A 20312-nucleotide genomic window follows, 5' to 3' on the forward strand; every position below is an offset into this window, starting at 1 on the left:
ATTTGCCCTTACTTGAACTGTTTGATAAAACGCAAATCGTTTTCGAAGAATGAACGCAAATCATTAACGCCATAGCGGATCATCGTCAGCCGTTCCACCCCAATTCCAAAGGCAAAACCGGTATATTCTTCCGGATCAATATTGACTGCTTTAAGTACATTAGGATGCACCATTCCGCAACCTAACACTTCTAACCACTTGCCATTTTCCTGCATCACGTCCACTTCAGCTGAAGGCTCGGTAAAAGGAAAATAGGAAGGACGAAAACGCACTTCCAGTTCACGTTCAAAAAAGTGATTTAAAAAGTCATGCAAAATGCCCTTAAGCTCGGCAAAATTGACATTTTTATCTACCATCAACCCTTCAACCTGGTGAAACATGGGTGTATGAGTCTGATCGTAATCGTTCCGATACACCCGCCCAGGAGAAATAATGCGTAACGGTGGCTGCTCGGTTTCCATCGTACGAATTTGTACCCCTGACGTTTGAGTACGCAGCATCAGGTTAGGATTAAAATAAAATGTATCGTGATCAGCGCGAGCCGGGTGATGGGCAGGAATATTCAGTGCATCAAAGTTATGGAAACCATCTTCCACTTCAGGACCCGTTTTGACACTAAATCCAATGCTACTAAAAAAGTTTTCCATCCGCTCGATAGTACGACTGACCGGATGTAATCCGCCCATTTCAGTGCTTCGTCCAGGAAGGGTGACATCAATAGTTTCAGCGGCCAGTTTGGCATTAAGTTCAGCTGCTTTTAATTCTTCACCTCGAAGATGAATAATCTGCTGAATTTGTTGTTTCGCCTGATTGATTTTTTGCCCTGCTGCAGGACGTTCTTCATTGGATAATTTACCTAACCCTTTTAGAAGTTCAGTCAACTTACCTTTTTTGCCCAGATATTCCACTCGAACTACATCCAGCTCGGCAGGCTGAGATGCACTATTTATCTGTTCTTCGGCTTGTTTAATTATGGCAATTAAGTCCATTATTTCTCCAACATGCAAATACGTTTTTGCAAGGCCTCACTCGGCCACGATAAAAAAGGGAGATTTTACACGAAAAGGGCTTTTATCCGCCAGTTTTGCGACGATAAATTACTAATTTTTCAGTATTTAAATGAAATTGAACGAGCGTTTTAGTTTACTGGCAAGCAAACGACGCAAAAATACACTTTTTCCGTCGGCAGAAACGAAAAACGGGAAGCATCCTGCTTCCCGTTTTCCGAAAGAACTTAAACTTAATTAATTAATAGTTAATTAAGCCAATGCACCTTTAGCCGCTTCGACTAATGCGCTGAATGCTGTTTTATCATGTACTGCGATGTCAGCCAGGATCTTACGATCGATTTCGACAGACGCTTTTTTCAGACCGTTGATGAAACGGCTGTATGACAAACCATTTTGACGTGCCGCAGCATTAATACGTGCAATCCATAATTGACGGAATTGACGCTTACGCTGACGACGGTCACGATATGCATATTGACCAGCTTTAGTTACTGCCTGAACAGCAACGCGGTAAACACGACTACGAGCACCGTAGTAACCTTTAGCCTGTTTTAATACTTTTTTGTGACGAGCACGGGCAACAACGCCCCTTGTAACTCTTGCCATTATTCAGTCTCCTTAGTTTAAGCGTACGGCAACATGCGTTGGATTAACGCAGTATCCGAATCATGGGCCAATTTTTTGCCACGTAAGTGACGTTTACGCTTAGAACTCTTCTTGGTCAAAATATGACGCAAGTGAGACTGTTTAGTCTTAAAGCGACCGGAAGCTGATTTTTTAAAACGCTTCGCGGCACCGCTATGGGATTTCATTTTAGACATTGCTAAAACTCCGCATTTTTAAATAAAGGGTTTAAAACCCTAATAGTTTCAACATGATAGCAAGGTGAACAGTGATGAGCTGTTACTTGTATACCTTAACTACCGCTTTATAGGGGCTAACACCATGATCATCTGACGACCCTCTACCCGATTAGGGAAAGATTCGCAGTTGGCAATGTCTTCTAAATCAGCTTTAACCCGATTAAGTTGTTCAATGCCAATCTCTTGGTGTGCCATTTCACGTCCGCGGAAACGGATTGTTACTTTGGCTTTATCACCGCCTTCAAGAAAGCGACGCAGGTTGCGCAGTTTTACCTGGTAATCGCCTTCATCCGTGCCAGGGCGAAATTTAATCTCCTTGACCTGAATTTGTTTTTGTTTCTTTCTCTGCTCTTTTACAGCTTTGCTCTTTTCAAAGAGGAACTTACCGTAGTCCATAATTTTACAAACCGGTGGTTCCGCATTTGGGCTAATTTCGACTAAGTCCAAATCCAACTGAACGGCGGCATTTAATGCTTCATCGATACTGACTACACCTAATTGCTCACCATCCTTGCCAACTAAACGAACCTCTTTTGCTTCTATTTCTTCGTTGATAGATGCTTTGTCCGCAGCCGAACCTTTATTGTTAGCGCCTTTAATATGCTATTCCTCCAGGAAATTAATCAAAATATTTGCTACTGACCTGTTGTTGAAGCTTGCCAATCAAGTCTTCAACACTCAACTTACCCAGGTCTTCACCTTTACGAGTCCTTACTGCAACTTGGTTTGACTCCATTTCTTGATCGCCAATTACCAACATGTAAGGAACACGCTTAAGCGTGTGCTCGCGGATTTTAAAGCCTATCTTCTCATTTCTCAAGTCCGACTTGACTCTAAATCCAGATTCTTTCAGTGTTTTTTCAAGTTTTTTGACATAAGCAGCCTGATTATCGGTAATATTCATGATTACCACCTGTAACGGTGCCAGCCATAATGGGAATAATCCAGCGTACTGCTCAGTTAAAATTCCGATAAAGCGTTCCAGTGAACCTAAAGTTGCACGATGGATCATGACCGGTACTTTCTTTTCACCATCTTCAGCCACATAAGTCGAACCCAGTCGTCCTGGCATAGAAAAGTCCAACTGTACAGTTCCGCACTGCCAGGCTCGATCAAGACAGTCATATAAGGTGAATTCGATTTTGGGTCCATAAAATGCGCCTTCGCCCGGTAAGTATTGGAATTCAATTCCTTTACTATCTAGTGCGGCAGCCAATTTTTGTTCCGCTTTGTCCCATATCTCATCACTACCGACTCGTTGTTCAGGACGAGTTGACAGTTTGACCACGATATTTTCAAAACCAAAGGTCTTGTAAGTTTCGTAGATCATATCGATACAACGACCTACTTCATCCAGAATTTGCTCTTCAGTACAGAAAATATGTGCGTCGTCTTGAGTAAATCCACGTACCCGCATTAAACCGTGCAAGGCACCTGATGGTTCATTACGGTGACAACAACCAAATTCAGCCATTCGTAATGGTAAATCACGATATGATTTCAGTCCCTGATTAAAGATTTGCACATGACCAGGACAGTTCATTGGTTTTATTGCGTACTCACGTTTTTCTGATTCGGTGGTAAACATATTTTCGGCATACTTATCCCAATGGCCTGATTTTTCCCACAAGGACCGATCCATCATTAATGGACCTTTCACTTCACCGTAATCATATTTACGTTGCTTTTCACGAATAAACTTTTCTAGCTCGGTGTAAATCGTCCAGCCATCATTATGCCAAAACACCATGCCAGGTGCTTCTTCCTGCCAATGAAATAAATCCAGTGTTTTACCAATTTTACGGTGGTCACGTTTTTCAGCTTCTTCTAAACGCACTAAATAACTGGCTAACTGTTTTTTATCGGCCCAAGCAGTGCCATAAATCCGCTGCAACATTTTATTGTCGCTATTACCTCGCCAGTAGGCTCCGGCCACTTTCATCAATTTAAAATGCTGACAAAAACGCATATTGGGGACATGAGGACCACGACACATATCGATGTATTCTTCGTGATGGTACAACCCGGGATGATCGCCCTTGTCTATATTGTCATCCAGAATCTCGATTTTGTAGGATTCACCGCGACTTTCAAAGGTATCCCGCGCTTGCTGCCAGTTGACGACTTTTTTAACGACGTCGTAATTCGTTTTAGCTAACGCCTTCATGCGCTTTTCTAAGGCATCCAAGTCTTCTTGAGATAAGGGACGGTCAATATCCACGTCATAATAAAAGCCGTTATCAATAACAGGACCGATAGCCATTTTGGTATCAGGCCACAATTGTTTGATAGCATGACCTAATAAATGCGCACAGGAATGGCGAATAATTTCAATGCCATCGTCATCCCGAGCCGTAATAATTTGCAACGCAGCATCTTTTTCGATCAAATCACAAGCATCAACTAACTGACCATCGACCTTGCCTGCAATTGTCGCTTTGGCTAAACCAGGACCAATATCATTAGCAACATCAAGAACAGAAACAGATTCAGAAAATTGGCGTTGGCTGCCATCGGGAAGTGTTATTAAAGGCATGTAAATTCCTAATACAGTGGTGACACAAACCAAGTGCCACATGCAATTTAAATAGTTCAAAAATATAAAACACCCACTTCGGGGTGTTTTTTAGGCTAAGTCCAAAATAAATAAATAGAATGAACTGATATAGGGCGTACTATAACGAATTTGACGATAAAAATGCAATCTATGATTTTGAGTTTAACACTTGTCAATAGCCTTTATGGACGCGATTCAAGCATAAAGATTTAAAGTAGAAAATGATCATATTCGGCTCGTTCGTAAAATGTCACCATCAAACATAAAATAATCACCGTTATAAATCAGATGAGCGGCCCTCAAGAATAATTGTTAAAGCCTATTCCAGTGCAATCCAGTGATCTGGATTCACAACATCATTAACCACTCATCTTTTCAAAAATATCGACCATAATTAACCAACGTTATCCAATTAGGTTTTAACTATGTGGCAATATATTTACGAACAGATTAGCGCGTCAATAGATGCCCCTTTTAGCTGTGATAAACCACGTTCGCTTAAAACCGCCAGTGACAAACAAATATATATTCTAGAAAACCCTCAGTACCAATTTTTTATTAAACTGGCAGCCAAAGGTCACAAATCACACTTTGAAGCTGAGGTAATAGGATTAGAGCATTTACGTATCGCGGGAGATCTTTATATTCCGCAAGTCATAAGTTGCGGTATCACCGCCCAAAAAAGCTTTTTAATCTTGGAATACTTGCCTTTTACTTCGCCTACCGAATCAGATTGGCAACGCTTTGGGCAACAACTAGCCCAATTACATCAATTTGAACCACAATCTATGTATGGGTGGCAGGAAGATAATTATATTGGTGCGACAGTACAACCCAATCAATGGCATAAAAAATGGGCCACTTTTTTTGCAGAACAACGTATTGGTTATCAATTACAACTGCTTAAAGAAAAAGGTCATGAATTAGCCAATATTGATTCGGTGATAGACAAGGTAAAAACCTTACTGCATAACCATCAGCCCGAGGCGAGTTTGCTGCATGGTGATTTATGGCAAGGTAATTGTAATTTTATCTATCAGCAAGCCTGTCTGTTTGATCCGGCTTGTTATTACGGCGACCGAGAAACCGATCTGGCCATGACCGAATTGTTCGGTAAATTTCCAATGCCTTTTTATCAAGGCTATAACCAAATATGGCCACTTGATGATGGTTATGAATACCGCAAACCTGTCTATCAGCTTTATCACATACTTAACCATGCTTTACTTTTTGGCGGTAACTATTTGGCATCTGCACACAGTCTTATCATCAACCTTGATGTATAGCTGACTAAAATTTACAATCATTTCAAATAATTAGTCTTAAATAAGCTAACAATGCAAAATAAAGTCATCCTTATTACCGGTGCCGCGAAACGCATTGGCGCCCATTGCGCAAAACACCTTCATCAGTTAGGCGCAAACATCATTATTCACTGTAACCATTCTATTGAGGATGCAACTCAATTAGCCAATCAACTCAATGGTATCAGAGCTCATTCAGCTAAGGTCATTCAGGGCGACATTAGTGATTATCAGCAGTTGGACAATATTGCCCAACAAGCCAGACAAGCTTTCGGGCACATTAATGTTCTGGTCAATAATGCATCTACTTTTTATCCCAAAGCTTTTGGCGACAATAATTTAGACGACTGGCAATCGCTAGTTGGCTCGAATATGCAGGGACCATTCTTTCTAACTCAGTATCTCAAAAAAGATTTACAACGAGATCATGGCGTTATCATAAATATGCTAGATATTCATGCACAAAGCCCGCTAAACAACCATACTTTATATTGCATGGCGAAAGCCGCTCAGGCAATGATGACCAAATCCTTAGCGATGGAACTCGCACCGCTAATCAGAGTCAACGGAATTGCCCCCGGCGCAATTATGTGGCCAGAAAACAGCATGGACAATCAAACCAAACAGGACATTCTGGCACAAATTCCGTTGACCGAATTAGGCAGCGCTGAAGATATTGCACAAGCCATGGCCTATTTAATTCAGGCACCTTACGTTACCGGCCAAATTTTGGCGGTTGATGGAGGAAAAAGCTTGAATTAACGATCTCAGGAGACGTTATGGACACTAAACATAAGATAATTGAATGCCCACATTGCGGGCATAAAATGCATATCGACCTTGATTACAGCAATGGTGATCAGGATTATTTTGAAGATTGCACCAATTGCTGTAATCCTATTCATTTAAACTTACATATTAATGAGTTACGCCATACGCTGGAGCTGAATATTAGTTCAGATGACGAACAGATTTATTAAACCCTGTATCGCCAGACTAATCTTTACCCCTTATATTTTAATGTAAGATGTTTAGGATCCGGTACTCGCACACGACTGGCTAAGGGATGTTGCTGGCGTTTCAATTCAGCTAACACGAGCTGCGCCACTTCTCGGGCACCTAATTGATTAAGATGCGTATCATCCGACACTCCTACCGGATAATTGGGGTGTACGCCAGGTGCAATATGCATAAAGCGCAATAAAGAACCAGCATCACCTTGAGCCTGAAAATGATCGTGGGTCAATTTTTCTGCATCAATTAATACAACTTTTTTTTCAGTAGCTACTTTTCTAACCAAATCCGCATAAACTGGGTGAGTTTCCTTTAAGTTGCCGTGTTGATCAAAATAACGCCGCGCGATAGGTGTTAACAGTAACGGATGCGCTTTTTTGGCTCGCGTATCTGCAACGAAACGTTTTAAATTGTCTATAAACTGCTCTGGGCTGGTATAACGATCGACCTTACTTTTATGCTCATCATTATGGCCAAACTGGATAAACACATAATCACCTGGATGTAACGCATCAAGAATAGATTGCCAACGTCCCTCACTTATAAAGGTACGAGTACTACGGCCGTTTTTAGCGCGGTTATCAACCTTAACCTGATCATCAAAAAAGTAACTAAACGGCACGCCCCAACCGGTTTCAGGGTAATCCTTAATCTCTTTAATCGCCATTGTAGAGTCGCCTACCATAAAAACTTGTGTAACCAATCCATCAGCCCATGAAATAGTGGCAGAAAATACCAATATGATAGTTAACAGGAGTTTGCGCATAGTAACCTCGTATTCAATCGTTGTATAAAACAGCAAGGCAAGAATAAAGCTTCAGCGTGAATATCACCTAACAATTGGATGTTTTATTCGTATATTAAACAATAACTGCTCAGTTAATGTTCAGTCAGTTCAAAAAATCCCTGTTCAACTCAATATTGGCCAAAAACTGCTTGCACTGATATGTTGGCATCGTTACTATACGCGCCGTTTCCAGCATCCACGCAGGAAATGACTTCTTCAGTGCGTCCGTAGCTCAGTTGGTTAGAGCACCACCTTGACATGGTGGGGGTCGGTGATTCGAGTTCACTCGGACGCACCATTTTTTCGTTTAAATTCTTTATATTTTCTCAGTTGGTGCACGCACCACCACTCTTTATCACCCGGTCCAAAGGTCGGTGATTCAAGTTCACTCGGACGCACCATTCATTTTTCCATTCCAATTTTTTTATACTCATCCATTTCAAATAAAATTAACGATTCATACATCTCCCGCTATTGCGTCGTATCAATGCTAATAAACTCTCAGTCCTAATTATTATTTTACATAAAATACAATCAGTTAGATTATTCTTCCTGATGACAATACACATAAAATAATCGTCAATTGTTTCATTCAATGACATCCTGTTAATTTGCAAACAGGGCATGCTTCACTAAGCCCATTGTTGAAAATTTATATGCCAACGCCCATGCATAATGGGTATACACTAACAAGATGAAAAATAAGTTAGTTAGCTAAACATGGCGTAAGGTATGGGTATGGAATTTAAAGACTACTACAAAATTTTAGGAGTCAAAGAAGACGCTGATCTGAAGGAAATTAAAAAAAACTATCGAAAAATGGCGCTTAAATATCATCCGGATATGAACCCTCACGACGGTGCCGAAGATAAATTCAAAGAAGTCGCCGAAGCTTACGAAGTACTTAAAAATGCCGAACGCAGAGCCGAATATGATGAATTGAGACGTTATGGCGGTGGGTCAAAAAGGGGGTTTGAGCCACCCCCTGACTGGCAACGCAGTGGCGGATACCACGATTCAGGCAGAGAACCTTCCGGGCAAAACTTTTCTGATTTTTTTAATTCTGTTTTTGGTGGTAGTTTCACTCAATCCCATCATACAGACCGTCACGACGGATTCGCTATTAAAGGTCAGGATGCCGAAATTGAAGTACCAGTTTTTCTGGAAGATACTCTTGCTCAACATTCCAGAAAAATTGAATTTAGTCTTCCTGTTTATGAAAACCATCAAATCAAACACGTCAATAAAATTCTAAATGTCAAAATTCCGATGGGGGTCAGTGATGGAGAACGAATAAGGCTCAAAGGGCAAGGTGGACCCAGTCAGGGTAATGGCCCTAGTGGCGACCTTTACTTGCATATTCGCTTGGTCCCTCACCCCTTATTCGACGTGCAAGGCCATAACCTGTTGCTAACCGTCCCCATATCTCCGTGGGAAGCCGCATTAGGCTGCAAAGTGACGGTGCCAACCTTGGCTGGAAAAGTGAATCTGACAATATCCCCTAATAGTCAATCCGGACAAAAATTGAGAATTAAAGGTAAGGGTCTAAGGAATAAACAGGGTTCAGGTGACTTACTGGCAGTATTGAAAATTGTCGTCCCTACCACTAGTACTGAAAAAATTAACCAGTTATGGCAGCAAATGGCTGAATTAAATGATTTCGATCCCAGAGCGGAATGGAGCAAATAATATGGCTGATTTAACCTTTCAAATATCAGCAGTTGAATTATATGCATTCGAGCATATTACGGCAGAAGTGGTAACCACAATTGTCGAATTTGGTATAGCCGAGCCAATTGATGGCGATAATCCCAGCGACTGGATCTTTGATACCAATAGCGCTCACTGGATAAAAAAAGCCGTTCGTCTCTATCGAGATCTAGAAATTGACTGGGTGGCGGTTTGTATGGTCATTGACTTGCTGAAGCAAAAAGATCAATTACAGCAAGAAAATCAGCAACTACGGGCACAACTACAACGTTTTATCTAAATCCACTCATCCATAAGGCTTTAGATAATAAACCCGACTACCTAACAAAAGGCTTGTAACCCGGTTTGGGCCCGTCCCAATATTAAGCCGTGCACATCATAAGTGCCTTCATAGGTGTTGACGGTTTCTAAATTGAGCATATGACGCATGACATGGAATTCGTCGGCAATACCATTACCGCCATGCATATCGCGCGCAGCTCTGGCAATATCTAATGATTTTCCGCAATTATTACGCTTAACCAAAGAAATCATAGTGGGATCCCAGTTCCCCTTATCGATAAGCCTTCCGACTCGCAATGAACCTTGTAATCCCAAACTGATTTCGGTTTGCATATTGGCTAACTTAGTTTGAAATAACTGGGTCTGAGCTAATGGACGATTAAATTGCTGACGATCTAAGCCATATTGACGAGCAGCATGCCAACAAAACTCGGCCGCCCCTAACGCCCCCCATGAAATGCCATAGCGAGCCATATTCAAACAACTAAATGGCCCTTTTAATCCGCGTACCTCAGGAAACATGTTTTCATCTGGGACAAACACGTTATCCATCACAATTTCACCAGTGATAGATGCCCGTAAGGATAATTTGCCTGCAATTTTCGGCGCACTGAGTCCCGGCATGCCTTTTTCCAGTACAAAACCACAAATTTGATTGTTATCAGCTTCGTTTTTGGCCCACACCACAAAGACATCAGCAATGGGCGAATTGGTTATCCACATCTTCGAGCCATTTAATCGATAACCACCCTCCACCTTTTTAGCGTGGGTTTTCATGCTTGCCGGATCGGATCCAGAATCAGGCTCGGTTAACCCGAAACAGCCCACATATTCACCCGTTGCCAATTTGGGTAAATATTTTTCTTTCTGAGCATCAGTACCAAATTGATAAATAGGATGCATGACTAAAGATGACTGCACACTCATCGCGCTGCGATACCCACTATCGACGCGTTCTACTTCACGGGCCACTAATCCATAAGTGACATAATTAACACCTGAACATCCGTAACCATTAATAGTGGCGCCCAATAAGCCGACTTCACCGAACTGACGCATTATATTAGGATCAAAGTGCTCATTGCGATTTGCCATCAGAATACCAGGCATCAATTTTTCCTGACAAAAGCTGTGCGCCGCATCACGCACCATTCTTTCATCTTCAGACAATTGATCATCGAGTAACAATATGTCATCCCAATTGGTTAATACTGCATTTGCCATGATGTACCCTTGTTAACAATATAAAATGTCATTCATGTATTAATAGCAACTCGCTGGTACTCTCACCCAACCTTCCATCAACACTCTGGCGCTGCGGCTCATTATGGCCTTAGTTACGGTCCATTGACCATCAACTTGTTTCGCTTCAGCCCCGACTCGCAATGTACCTGAAGGATGCCCAAAGCAAACCGAATTACGTACACCGCCTCCGGCCGCCAAATTGACCAGTGTCCCAGGGATAGCCGCCGCCGTTCCTATTGCTACTGCGGCGGTGCCCATCATAGCATGATGTAACTTGCCCATTGATAAGGCTCGGACATTGACATCAATATCATTCACATCGATTGGTTTGCCACTGGATGATAAATAACGTTTAGGTGCAGCAATAAATGCCACTTTGGGCGTATGCTGACGCGCCACGGCTTGATCAATATGGTCAATCAGTCCCATTTTAACCGCACCATACGCTCGGATAGTTTCGAACATGGCGAGGGCTTTTTCGTTGCTGTTAATCGCATCTTGCAACTCGGTTCCATCGTAGCCAAGCTCTTGAGCATTAATAAAAATGGTCGGAATACCCGCATTAATCAATGTCGCTTGCAATATCCCTACACCGGGTACGTCAAGCTGATCGACCACATTGCCGGTTGGGAACATAGCTCCGTCCCCATCAGCGGGGTCGAGAAATTCAACTTGCACTTCTGCCGCAGGAAAAGTCACCCCATCCAGCTCAAAATCTCCCGTTTCCTGTACTTCCCCATTTCTAATGGGCACATGGACGATAATGGTTTTAGCAATATTGGTCTGCCAAATTCGCACCATCGCCACACCGTTTTGCGGTATACGGCTGGGATCCACTAATCCCTTGCTGATCGCGAAGGAACCAACAGCGGCGGTCAAGTTTCCGCAGTTACCGCTCCAGTCGATAACCGGCTTATCAATCGCTACCTGACCAAACAGGTAATCCACATCATGATCCGGTTGTTGGCTTTTGGATAAAATCACCGTTTTACTGGTGCTGGAAGTCGCTCCGCCCATCCCGTCGGTATGTTTACCATACGGGTCCGGGCTGCCAATGACTCGCAGCAATAAGGCATCGCGCTCTTTTCCCGCAACCTGCGCTGCTTCCGGCAAATCCAGCAAGTTAAAAAACACGCCTTTCGAGGTTCCGCCACGCATATAAGTGGCTGGGATTTTAATTTGTGGCTGGAACGTCATCTATATACCTACCTAAGTAATGCTAATTTAAGTTACGCGCTGAAACAGTCCTTCGCTCGCTGATCAGCGCGCGTTATTCGCCGATAGACTTTATGCTGTAGCTTCCAGAAAATCCTGAGCAAAACGCTGTAATACGCCGCCGGCAGAATATATCGACAATTCTTCACCGGTATCCAACCGACATAACACCGCTACATCCTGTGACTGACCATTTTTGCGATTAATCCGCAGGGTCAGCGCACAGCCAGGCGTGGGGTCTCCTATTACGTCAAAGGTTTCACTGCCATCAATTTCCAGAGTATGTCTGTCGGTACCCGACTCAAATTGCAACGGTAACACGCCCATACCGACTAAATTAGTGCGGTGAATGCGTTCAAAGCCTTCGGCCACAATCACTTGCACGCCCGCCAATCGGACGCCTTTAGCGGCCCAGTCTCGCGATGACCCCTGACCGTAATCAGCACCAGCGATAATAATCAACGGCTGTTTACGCTGCATATAGGTTTCTATTGCTTCCCACATGCGGGTGACTTTGCCTTCCGGCTCAATTCGAGCCAGTGAACCCTGTACCGTTTTGCCATTTTCCTGCACCATTTCATTAAACAGCTTGGGGTTGGCAAAAGTCGCACGTTGCGCGGTTAAATGATCACCCCGATGGGTCGCATAGGAATTAAAGTCTTCCTCTGGTAAACCCATCTTATGCAGATATTCGCCAGCGGCACTGTCGCGCATAATCGCATTGGAGGGGGATAAATGATCAGTGGTAATATTGTCACCCAATACCGCTAACGGTCGCATACCTGTCATACTGCGTTCACCGGCCAGCGCCCCTTCCCAATAGGGTGGACGACGGATATAAGTACTTTGCGGACGCCAATCGTATAACGGATTAATTTGTTCACCGTAATCCACTGACAATTCAAACATCGGATTATATACATTGCGAAATTGTTCAGGCTTAACGCTTTGAGCAATAACCGCGTCAATTTCTTCATCACTTGGCCATAAGTCCTTCAATGTCACCGGATTACCTTGTGGGTCGATTCCCAATGTATCTTTTTCAATATCAAAACGGATAGTCCCGGCAATGGCATAGGCCACCACTAAAGCCGGAGAGGCCAAAAACGCCTGCTTGGCATAGGGATGAATACGTCCATCAAAGTTACGATTACCGGATAAGACTGCAGTGGCATATAAATCCCGCTCCACTACTTCTTGCTGAATATCAGGGTCTAGCGCACCGCTCATGCCATTGCATGAGGTACAGGCAAAACCAACGATACCAAAACCGAGTTTTTCCAGTTCAGCTAATAAATTGGACTCTTGCAAATACAGTTGTACCGCTTTTGAACCCGGTGCCAGCGAACTTTTCACCCAGGATTTACGAGTTAATCCTTTGGCATTGGCATTGCGAGCTAATAAACCAGCTGCGATGACATTGCGCGGATTACTGGTGTTAGTGCAACTGGTAATAGCGGCGATTATCACCGCTCCATCAGGCATTTTTCCTGCTTCGTTTTCTACCACACCGCTAATTCCGCGCTGGGCTAATTCAGAGGTTGGCACGCGACTATGGGGATTGGATGGGCCAGCAATATTACGTACCACCGAAGATAAATCAAAAGTTAATACTCTTTCATATTCGGCTGTGGCTAAACTATCTGCCCATAAACCGGTATGTTTGGCGTAGGTTTCCACCAGTTTGACTTGCTCGGCATCACGCCCGGTTAAAGTCAGATAATCAATGGTTTGCTGATCAATATAAAACATTGCCGCAGAGGCACCGTATTCCGGAGTCATATTAGAAATCGTGGCGCGGTCGCCTAAGGTCAAATGCGCGACACCTTGCCCATAAAATTCCAGAAATGACGACACCACTTTTTGTTGACGCAGGAACTCGGTCAGCTCCAATACAATATCCGTAGCGGTAATACCCGGTTGCGGTTTACCGGTTAATTCTACCCCGATAATGTCGGGCAAACGCATATAAGACGCACGTCCCAGCATCACGCTTTCGGCTTCCAGGCCCCCCACTCCCAAGGCAATCACGCCCAACGCATCCACATGCGGGGTGTGGCTGTCGGTACCCACTAAGGTATCAGGAAACGCCACACCATCACGGGAATGCACCACAGGCGACATCCGCTCCAGATTGATTTGGTGCATAATGCCGTTACCGGGCGGGATCACATCCACATTCTTGAATGCGGTTTTGGTCCAGTTAATAAAATGAAAGCGATCTTCATTGCGCCTGTCTTCAATATCGCGATTTTTTTGAAACGCATCAGCGTCAAATCCGCCATGTTCCACTGCGAGTGAATGATCCACAATCAACTGGGTTGGTACCACCGGATTCACTTTAGCTGGATCGCCGCCTTTAGCGGCAATGGCATCACGCAGTCCGGCCAAATCCACTAACGCTGTTTGACCGAGAATATCGTGACACACCACCCGGGCCGGAAACCACGGAAAATCCAGGTCGCGCTTGCGCTGAATAATTTGTTTGAGTGAATCGGTTAACATATCTGGTGGGCAACGACGCACCAGATTTTCTGCCAATACTCGCGAGGTATACGGCAATTTATCGTACGCACCGGGCTCGATGTCATTTACTGCGGCTCGAGTATCAAAATAATCCAGCTCGGTGCCGGGCAACGGTTTGCGATTTTGATAATTCATGGCGTTATTCACTTAGCTCGACGGTTGCGCGCTCTTCAATCGCAGGCACCTTGCGCAGCGACTCACCGGTATATTCTGCTGACGGACGGATAATACGATTATCTGCACGTTGCTCCATTACATGCGCGGCCCAGCCCGTTAAGCGTGACATCACAAAAATCGGGGTAAACAGCTTGGTCGGAATTCCCATAAAGTGATAAGCCGATGCATGGAAAAAGTCAGCATTACAAAACAGGCCTTTTTCCCGTTTCATAACTTCTTCACAGCGCACCGACACAGGATAAAGCACTTCGTCACCCACATCTTTGGCCAATTTTTGTGACCACTGTTTAATAATTTCGTTGCGGGGATCCGATTCGGAATAAATCGCATGACCAAATCCCATGATTTTCTCTTTACGCTCCAACTTGCCCATCATTTCCCGTTCAGCATGCTCTGCAGAGGTAAACCCCTGAATCATTTCCATGGCTGCTTCGTTTGCTCCACCATGCAAGGGACCTCGCAATGAGCCTATTGCACCGGTAATACAGGAATGCATATCCGATAAGGTAGAAGCACATACTCTTGCGGTAAAAGTAGACGCGTTAAACTCATGCTCGGCATATAAAATTAGTGATACGTGCATGACTTTTTCATGCAATTCGTTCGGCTTTTTGCCGTGTAACAGGTGCAGGAAATGCGCGCCGATAGAATCATCATCGGTTTCAGTATCAATCCGCACACCGTCATGGCTATAGCGATACCAGTAACAAATGATACTGGGGAAACAGGCTAACATACGATCAGTCACCAAACTTTGCTGCTCAAAGTCCAACTCGGTTTCCAGATTGCCTAACATTGAACAACTGGTGCGCAAGACATCCATCGGGTGAGCCTCGGCTGGAATACGTTCCAATACATCTTTTAGTGCGTCGGGTAACCCTCGCATCGCACGAAGTTCCGCTTTATATACATCCAATTCAACCTGACTGGGTAAACGCCCTTTTAAGATCAAATAAGCGACTTCTTCAAACTGACAGTGTTCGGCCAAATCTTTGACATCGTAACCACGATAAGTCAAACCTGAACCTGACTGGCCCACTGTGGATAATGCGGTTTTACCGGCTACCTGACCACGCAAACCAGCGCCACTTAATACCTTTGCCATAGGATTTTCTCCTGAATTTTATTTGTAGAATACGACGTTAATTTATGAGTTATTTAAATGAGTTGAGTTTCAATTTATTTATTTTTTTCTTGCGCAAATAACGCATCGAGTTTTTGTTCATAGTCGTGATAACCAAGATAGTCATACAACTCCATTCGAGTTTGCATGTTATCCAGTTCGGATTTTTGATCACCTTGTTCCAGAATAGTGCGATAGACCTTTTCTGCCGCTTTATTCATGGCTCGAAAAGCACTCAAGGGATAAAGCACCATATCGACGCCCCACTCTGCCAGTACATTTTTGTTCCACAATTCGGTCTTACCAAACTCGGTAATATTAGCCAAAATTGGCACATCCAGCGCTTCAGAAAAGGCACGATAATGCTGTTCGGTTTGAATAGCTTCAGCAAAAATGCCGTCCGCACCTGCCGCGACATAAGCTTTAGCCCGCTCAATGGCTGCATCGAGTCCTTCCTGCGCGAAGGCGTCGGTACGGGCCATAATAAAAAAGTCAGAATCCGTACGCGCATCCACCGCAGCCTTGATGCGATCGACCATTTCTTCGATTGAGACGATTTCTTTATTAGGGCGATGACCACAACGTTTTTGTGCCACCTGATCTTCCATGTGTACCGCAGCCGCGCCGGCTTTTTGCATATCACGGATGGTTTTGGCAATATTAAATGCACCGCCCCAACCGGTATCAATATCCACCATTAACGGTAAATCACAGGCAGAGGTAATACGTTGAACATCCACCAGCACATCATTTAACGACGTCATTCCCAGGTCTGGTAAGCCATATGACGCATTGGCAACCCCGCCTCCGGATAAATAAATCGCTTGATGACCGATCTGTTTGGCCATCATCGCTGAATAGGCGTTAATGGTACCGACAATCTGTAGTGGCTTATTGTCTGCCAGGGCCTGACGAAAATTTTTACCTGCACTCATAGTGGCTCCTCCTTTCAATCTTGTTTGTTGACCAGACCGGACAAAAATCAGCCCGACTGGATTAATCATTGTGTTGACTGGCTCAATCATCAACCAGTTTGGTTTGAATATTATTTTTCGAATATAAAATATGCCGGCGCATTAATAGCTCCGCCAATTCTTCATCCCGATTAGCGATTGCCTGTACGATATGTTTGTGTTCGTCAAACGCGGTAGTTACTCTGGGGCCTGACATACCCAGTTGCACACGATACATGCGCACCAGATGATAAATTCCGTCAAGCAACATACTGATAAGATGTTTGTTTTTGCTGCCGATGATGATTCGGTAATGAAAATCCACATCTCCGGCTTCCTGATAGTAGGACTCACCGCCCTTCACTTCCTGAAAATGCGAAGACAATAACGTATTTAATTCGGTGATTTCCTGTTCGGTCATATTTTTAGCCGCCAATCTGGCCGCCATCCCTTCAAGTGATTCACGCACTTGATACAGCTCCACCAAACCTTCTGGCGATAATGCAACCACTCGTGCGCCCACATTAGCCTTACGCTCCACCAGATGGCAAGACTCCAGACGATTGATCGCCTCACGGATCACGGCACGACTTACCGCATATTTTGTCGACAATTCAGTCTCACTCAGTTTAGTACCGGGTGCGATATTCCCTTCAACAATGGCTTTTCTAAGCTGAAAAAAGGTTTTATCCGACGAGGTAACAGGTTGTTCAGTGAAAAAGGTCATATAAGAAAAGTAACACATTGCCAATAAAGTGTCGACAATATAGGTATCATAAGTAATTTAGTCAACCAAATCAGTTAAGATTGTCGACAAAATACAACTTTCGTAGGAACTGAGATAGGATCGAAAAATTGCTGAATTGGCGCTACCGTTTATAGGGAACGGGAGTTAGCCCGCTAAATCCGAGTGAGCGCACATCCAGTTCGAATAATTGTCCCGCATGGGGTTGCACCACATCGACCTCTAATGGATTAGTAGCGGTAGTAATAAATAAGCTTGTCAGATTCTCACCGCCAAAAACCACATTAGTCACCCGTTGAGAGGGTAACGCTATCTGTAAGTCGAGTTGGCCTTGTTGATTAAAACGACAAACACCACCACCATCCCATTGCGCTACCCAGACTCCGCCCTGTGCGTCTACGGTCATGCCGTCCGGGAAGCCCATCGCATCACCAAAGCGGGTAAATACCCGTTTATTATGTAATTGGCCAGCGGCACCAAGATCAAATTGGTAAATCGTTCGATTGACCGAATCAGTATGAAATAGCCGCTTGGTTAACGGGCAGAAAGTAGGACCATTGCTCACTACATAGCCGGAATCCTGACGAATCGGCGTTGGGGGTGTACCGAGTTGATATAAATGACCGCTGGCCCGTTGTTCCTGATCGTCCATCGTACCGAACCACAATCGCCCCAACTCATCGACCTTGGCGTCGTTCAGACGGTTAAAAGCAGGTTCATTTGACGGCGCACAATAAAACTGTCGTTCGCCGTTATCGGGATCAAGCAAATAAATAGCGTTGGTCAAGCCGACGATCAAGGGCTTCCCGATCGTCGCAGCCACCCAACAAATAGATTCATCCAGGGTAAGTGAACGAACTTGCCGACTGGTCAGGCACAACCAGTGTAAATTGTGTTGCTTAATATCCACCCAATAAACCCGATGGTGTTCGGGATGCCAGTATACCCCTTCACCCAACGTACAATGGGGTCCCCAACATTGATAATCGAATTGATTTAATGGTATGAGCTGGCAATCAGACATGGTTATTTTAATCACTAAAAAATGGTGGGTTCGAAGACGTCAGACATTAATACTGACAGAACGACCTATAAAACGATAGAGGCCAGCCCGGAACATAGTGCCACAAACAACACCAATGGACGCACCACATCCACGTTAATCCGGCTATTAACCAACCAGGAAAACATCCAGCCCAATAATATTGCCGGTATACATTTTACGAAGAGTATAAAGTCCTGTGGACCGGCGGCACCGGTGAGCCACAGACTTAAAGTACCAAAGGCATTAATATACAGAAAAAATACACTTAGATTGGCCTTGAGCTGTTTGTGCTCGGCAGTCTGGTACAACAATCCCATTGGTGCGCCCCCCGCCGACGTCACTGTGCCCATAAAGCCGGACAAAGTTCCGGCAACCATATTAGTCAAAGCCGTAATTCTGGGACGAAATCCAATGGCTGACAATATCACCCCAATCACAATAGACACACCGAACAATACCCGGTATTGATGATGCTCGAGGAAAATCATGACACTGCTGGCGACGAGTACACCAATCGTACCGCCAATAATAGAAAAGGTCGTTTGTTTAACATTAATGGCGTCATGATGACGAATGGCTATTAACAGAGTCAGCAGCAGCGCATTAAGGATCATTGGAGCGGGTACCAGCTCAGGTAAAATAAGGAACAAAATGGGAGCACAAAGAAGGCCCAGACCAAAGCCGACAACACTTTGAAGGCAGGCGCCAACAAACAGTATCACATATACCCATGTCCATTCAGTCAAACTTTACGTCATCCTTCTGGTGTATAAAAAATTCATCGCTGCCCCTTTTAATAACCACCTTTCAAGCCCCAAACCCCTAGGATTATACATATTATAATATAATTATATTTGAGTTAATTAACCAGTTAAAATTTAAGCACGATTTGACGCTATGGATTTATGAATACTACTCGGAACAGACAGAAGATAGGCGTTCTAGACCCATCCCCCGTCGACTATAATAGATTGAGCGGTCAGCATCCGGCTGTCGTCAGCGGCCAAAAACAGCGCAGTATTGGCGATATCGTTCGGCTGCAGTGTTTGCTTTAAACATTGATTATTATGGATGTTTTTCATGTTGTCGGCATCCAGCCAACAGGAAAGCTGCTTGTCCGTCATCACCCACCCCGGAATAAGTGTATTCACCCGGATTTCGTCCTGGCCATGATGTCGGGCTAATGTGCGGGTTAATCCTTCAATTGCGGCTTTTGCGGTGGTGTAGGCAGGCATAAAATCCTGTTTTACCCGCCAACTGATCGAACCCATGTTAATAATACTGCCCCCACCGCTGCGTTTCATTTGGGGTACAACGGCTTGAGCGGCAAAAAAACAGGGGCGCAAATTGACCGCCATCCGTTCATCCCAATACTCAACCGATAAGGTTTCAGTATCATGACGAGTATCATCAGCGGCATTGTTAATTAGTACGGATATATCGCCAAAGGCCTCGTTCGCCTGTTCAATACTGTTAAGTAATTGGTCAACATCGCGAATGTCACAATGGATAAACTGTAATTCAAATTGACGCTCAGCCAGCAATTGTTGACACTGTGCCTCACCGGCTCGTTTATCAATATCAATAAAACTAACTCGTGCTTGTTGCTGGCAAAAACGGGCGACCAAGGCAGCACCAATGCCTGTTGCACCGCCTGTTATAAAGACATGCCTGGACTTAAGACTGGGGTATTGCGTATCGCTTATCGCGTTTTCAGACATATAAACTCAATCTATATTAAAAATGGTTAAAAGGC

Annotated in this window: 20 protein-coding genes and 1 tRNA gene; 6 read left to right on the forward strand and 15 right to left on the reverse strand. The window is 44.1% G+C overall.

Annotation, left to right across the window (positions count from 1 at the left end; genetic code table 11):
- Positions 1 to 8 precede the first annotated feature (8 nt).
- From pheS to thrS, 5 genes are all read right to left on the reverse strand, one after another.
- Positions 9 to 989: a phenylalanine--tRNA ligase subunit alpha gene (pheS, locus tag ACTD55_RS08080; protein WP_438863816.1), complete on the reverse strand. Its 981-nt coding sequence runs from the start codon at positions 987 to 989 to the stop codon at positions 9 to 11.
- 270 nt (positions 990 to 1259) lie between these two features.
- On the reverse strand, positions 1260 to 1616 hold the full coding sequence (gene rplT, locus ACTD55_RS08085) for a 50S ribosomal protein L20 (RefSeq protein ID WP_416308363.1): 357 nt from the start codon (positions 1614 to 1616) through the stop codon (positions 1260 to 1262).
- 17 nt (positions 1617 to 1633) lie between these two features.
- Positions 1634 to 1831: a 50S ribosomal protein L35 gene (gene rpmI, locus ACTD55_RS08090; RefSeq protein ID WP_416308362.1), complete on the reverse strand. Its 198-nt coding sequence runs from the start codon at positions 1829 to 1831 to the stop codon at positions 1634 to 1636.
- A 99-nt stretch (positions 1832 to 1930) separates the two neighbouring features.
- On the reverse strand, positions 1931 to 2473 hold the full coding sequence (gene infC / locus ACTD55_RS08095) for a translation initiation factor IF-3 (protein WP_438863839.1): 543 nt from the start codon (positions 2471 to 2473) through the stop codon (positions 1931 to 1933).
- 19 nt (positions 2474 to 2492) lie between these two features.
- Positions 2493 to 4409: a threonine--tRNA ligase gene (thrS, locus tag ACTD55_RS08100; RefSeq protein ID WP_438863817.1), complete on the reverse strand. Its 1917-nt coding sequence runs from the start codon at positions 4407 to 4409 to the stop codon at positions 2493 to 2495.
- A 446-nt stretch (positions 4410 to 4855) separates the two neighbouring features.
- On the opposite strand from thrS, the gene ACTD55_RS08105 reads away from it, so the two are divergent.
- The 3 genes from ACTD55_RS08105 to ACTD55_RS08115 are packed head-to-tail and all read left to right on the forward strand — an operon-like array spanning position 4856 to position 6714.
- Complete coding sequence (locus ACTD55_RS08105; protein ID WP_438863818.1) at positions 4856 to 5716, forward strand: fructosamine kinase family protein; 861 nt, start codon at positions 4856 to 4858, stop codon at positions 5714 to 5716.
- Positions 5717 to 5767: 51 nt separating this feature from the next.
- A complete protein-coding gene (locus ACTD55_RS08110; protein WP_438863819.1) occupies positions 5768 to 6496 on the forward strand; it encodes a pteridine reductase in 729 nt (242 codons plus the stop codon).
- Between the two features lie 17 nt (positions 6497 to 6513).
- A complete protein-coding gene (locus ACTD55_RS08115) occupies positions 6514 to 6714 on the forward strand; it encodes a CPXCG motif-containing cysteine-rich protein (protein WP_438863820.1) in 201 nt (66 codons plus the stop codon).
- 23 nt (positions 6715 to 6737) lie between these two features.
- Here the strand turns inward: ACTD55_RS08115 and ACTD55_RS08120 are convergent, their stop codons facing one another.
- Complete coding sequence (locus ACTD55_RS08120) at positions 6738 to 7514, reverse strand: rhamnogalacturonan acetylesterase (protein WP_438863821.1); 777 nt, start codon at positions 7512 to 7514, stop codon at positions 6738 to 6740.
- Positions 7515 to 7756: 242 nt separating this feature from the next.
- On the opposite strand from ACTD55_RS08120, the gene ACTD55_RS08125 reads away from it, so the two are divergent.
- The 3 genes from ACTD55_RS08125 to ACTD55_RS08135 all read left to right on the forward strand — a co-directional run bounded on the left by ACTD55_RS08125 (position 7757) and on the right by ACTD55_RS08135 (position 9525).
- A tRNA-Val gene (locus tag ACTD55_RS08125) sits at positions 7757 to 7833 on the forward strand.
- A 440-nt stretch (positions 7834 to 8273) separates the two neighbouring features.
- Positions 8274 to 9224 carry a DnaJ C-terminal domain-containing protein gene (locus ACTD55_RS08130; protein ID WP_438863822.1) on the forward strand — a complete coding sequence of 317 codons (951 nt, stop codon included), beginning with the start codon at positions 8274 to 8276 and terminating at the stop codon, positions 9222 to 9224.
- Position 9225: 1 nt separating this feature from the next.
- Entirely contained in the window at positions 9226 to 9525 is a 300-nt protein-coding gene (locus ACTD55_RS08135; protein ID WP_438863823.1) for a chaperone modulator CbpM, read from the forward strand.
- A 41-nt stretch (positions 9526 to 9566) separates the two neighbouring features.
- Here the strand turns inward: ACTD55_RS08135 and ACTD55_RS08140 are convergent, their stop codons facing one another.
- From ACTD55_RS08140 to ACTD55_RS08180, 9 genes are all read right to left on the reverse strand, one after another.
- Positions 9567 to 10751: an acyl-CoA dehydrogenase gene (locus tag ACTD55_RS08140; RefSeq protein WP_438863824.1), complete on the reverse strand. Its 1185-nt coding sequence runs from the start codon at positions 10749 to 10751 to the stop codon at positions 9567 to 9569.
- A gap of 39 nt (positions 10752 to 10790) precedes the next feature.
- Positions 10791 to 11969 (reverse strand): 2-methylaconitate cis-trans isomerase PrpF, encoded by a 1179-nt coding sequence (prpF, locus tag ACTD55_RS08145; protein ID WP_438863825.1) that lies wholly within the window; start codon positions 11967 to 11969, stop codon positions 10791 to 10793.
- A gap of 90 nt (positions 11970 to 12059) precedes the next feature.
- On the reverse strand, positions 12060 to 14648 hold the full coding sequence (acnD, locus tag ACTD55_RS08150) for a Fe/S-dependent 2-methylisocitrate dehydratase AcnD (protein ID WP_438863826.1): 2589 nt from the start codon (positions 14646 to 14648) through the stop codon (positions 12060 to 12062).
- 4 nt (positions 14649 to 14652) lie between these two features.
- Positions 14653 to 15795 carry a bifunctional 2-methylcitrate synthase/citrate synthase gene (prpC, locus tag ACTD55_RS08155; RefSeq protein ID WP_438863827.1) on the reverse strand — a complete coding sequence of 381 codons (1143 nt, stop codon included), beginning with the start codon at positions 15793 to 15795 and terminating at the stop codon, positions 14653 to 14655.
- A 74-nt stretch (positions 15796 to 15869) separates the two neighbouring features.
- Positions 15870 to 16748 carry a methylisocitrate lyase gene (prpB, locus tag ACTD55_RS08160; protein ID WP_438863828.1) on the reverse strand — a complete coding sequence of 293 codons (879 nt, stop codon included), beginning with the start codon at positions 16746 to 16748 and terminating at the stop codon, positions 15870 to 15872.
- Between the two features lie 82 nt (positions 16749 to 16830).
- Positions 16831 to 17493, reverse strand: a complete 663-nt coding sequence (locus tag ACTD55_RS08165; RefSeq protein WP_438863829.1) for a GntR family transcriptional regulator — start codon at positions 17491 to 17493, stop codon at positions 16831 to 16833.
- 142 nt (positions 17494 to 17635) lie between these two features.
- Positions 17636 to 18535 carry an SMP-30/gluconolactonase/LRE family protein gene (locus tag ACTD55_RS08170; protein ID WP_438863830.1) on the reverse strand — a complete coding sequence of 300 codons (900 nt, stop codon included), beginning with the start codon at positions 18533 to 18535 and terminating at the stop codon, positions 17636 to 17638.
- 65 nt (positions 18536 to 18600) lie between these two features.
- Positions 18601 to 19302 carry a sulfite exporter TauE/SafE family protein gene (locus ACTD55_RS08175; RefSeq protein ID WP_438863831.1) on the reverse strand — a complete coding sequence of 234 codons (702 nt, stop codon included), beginning with the start codon at positions 19300 to 19302 and terminating at the stop codon, positions 18601 to 18603.
- Positions 19303 to 19497: 195 nt separating this feature from the next.
- A complete protein-coding gene (locus ACTD55_RS08180) occupies positions 19498 to 20277 on the reverse strand; it encodes an SDR family NAD(P)-dependent oxidoreductase (RefSeq protein WP_438863832.1) in 780 nt (259 codons plus the stop codon).
- Positions 20278 to 20312: the final 35 nt, after the last annotated feature.

Origin of the sequence: Neptunicella sp. (assembly GCF_048268085.1) — a bacterium.
In the GTDB taxonomy this organism is placed as follows: Bacteria; Pseudomonadota; Gammaproteobacteria; order Enterobacterales; family Alteromonadaceae; genus Neptunicella.

What these genes read in the sequence shown, in the direction of transcription:
- rpmI (WP_416308362.1), bottom strand. Translation starts at nt 1,831, where the DNA reads ATGTCTAAAATGAAATCCCATAGCGGTGCCGCGAAGCGTTTTAAAAAA.
- rplT (WP_416308363.1), bottom strand. Translation starts at nt 1,616, where the DNA reads ATGGCAAGAGTTACAAGGGGCGTTGTTGCCCGTGCTCGTCACAAAAAA.
- pheS (WP_438863816.1), bottom strand. Translation starts at nt 989, where the DNA reads ATGGACTTAATTGCCATAATTAAACAAGCCGAAGAACAGATAAATAGT.
- prpB (WP_438863828.1), bottom strand. Translation starts at nt 16,748, where the DNA reads ATGAGTGCAGGTAAAAATTTTCGTCAGGCCCTGGCAGACAATAAGCCA.
- ACTD55_RS08165 (WP_438863829.1), bottom strand. Translation starts at nt 17,493, where the DNA reads ATGACCTTTTTCACTGAACAACCTGTTACCTCGTCGGATAAAACCTTT.
- prpC (WP_438863827.1), bottom strand. Translation starts at nt 15,795, where the DNA reads ATGGCAAAGGTATTAAGTGGCGCTGGTTTGCGTGGTCAGGTAGCCGGT.
- ACTD55_RS08105 (WP_438863818.1), top strand. Translation starts at nt 4,856, where the DNA reads ATGTGGCAATATATTTACGAACAGATTAGCGCGTCAATAGATGCCCCT.
- prpF (WP_438863825.1), bottom strand. Translation starts at nt 11,969, where the DNA reads ATGACGTTCCAGCCACAAATTAAAATCCCAGCCACTTATATGCGTGGC.
- ACTD55_RS08130 (WP_438863822.1), top strand. Translation starts at nt 8,274, where the DNA reads ATGGAATTTAAAGACTACTACAAAATTTTAGGAGTCAAAGAAGACGCT.
- thrS (WP_438863817.1), bottom strand. Translation starts at nt 4,409, where the DNA reads ATGCCTTTAATAACACTTCCCGATGGCAGCCAACGCCAATTTTCTGAA.
- ACTD55_RS08115 (WP_438863820.1), top strand. Translation starts at nt 6,514, where the DNA reads ATGGACACTAAACATAAGATAATTGAATGCCCACATTGCGGGCATAAA.
- acnD (WP_438863826.1), bottom strand. Translation starts at nt 14,648, where the DNA reads ATGAATTATCAAAATCGCAAACCGTTGCCCGGCACCGAGCTGGATTAT.
- ACTD55_RS08180 (WP_438863832.1), bottom strand. Translation starts at nt 20,277, where the DNA reads ATGTCTGAAAACGCGATAAGCGATACGCAATACCCCAGTCTTAAGTCC.
- ACTD55_RS08135 (WP_438863823.1), top strand. Translation starts at nt 9,226, where the DNA reads ATGGCTGATTTAACCTTTCAAATATCAGCAGTTGAATTATATGCATTC.
- ACTD55_RS08140 (WP_438863824.1), bottom strand. Translation starts at nt 10,751, where the DNA reads ATGGCAAATGCAGTATTAACCAATTGGGATGACATATTGTTACTCGAT.
- ACTD55_RS08170 (WP_438863830.1), bottom strand. Translation starts at nt 18,535, where the DNA reads ATGTCTGATTGCCAGCTCATACCATTAAATCAATTCGATTATCAATGT.
- ACTD55_RS08110 (WP_438863819.1), top strand. Translation starts at nt 5,768, where the DNA reads ATGCAAAATAAAGTCATCCTTATTACCGGTGCCGCGAAACGCATTGGC.
- ACTD55_RS08120 (WP_438863821.1), bottom strand. Translation starts at nt 7,514, where the DNA reads ATGCGCAAACTCCTGTTAACTATCATATTGGTATTTTCTGCCACTATT.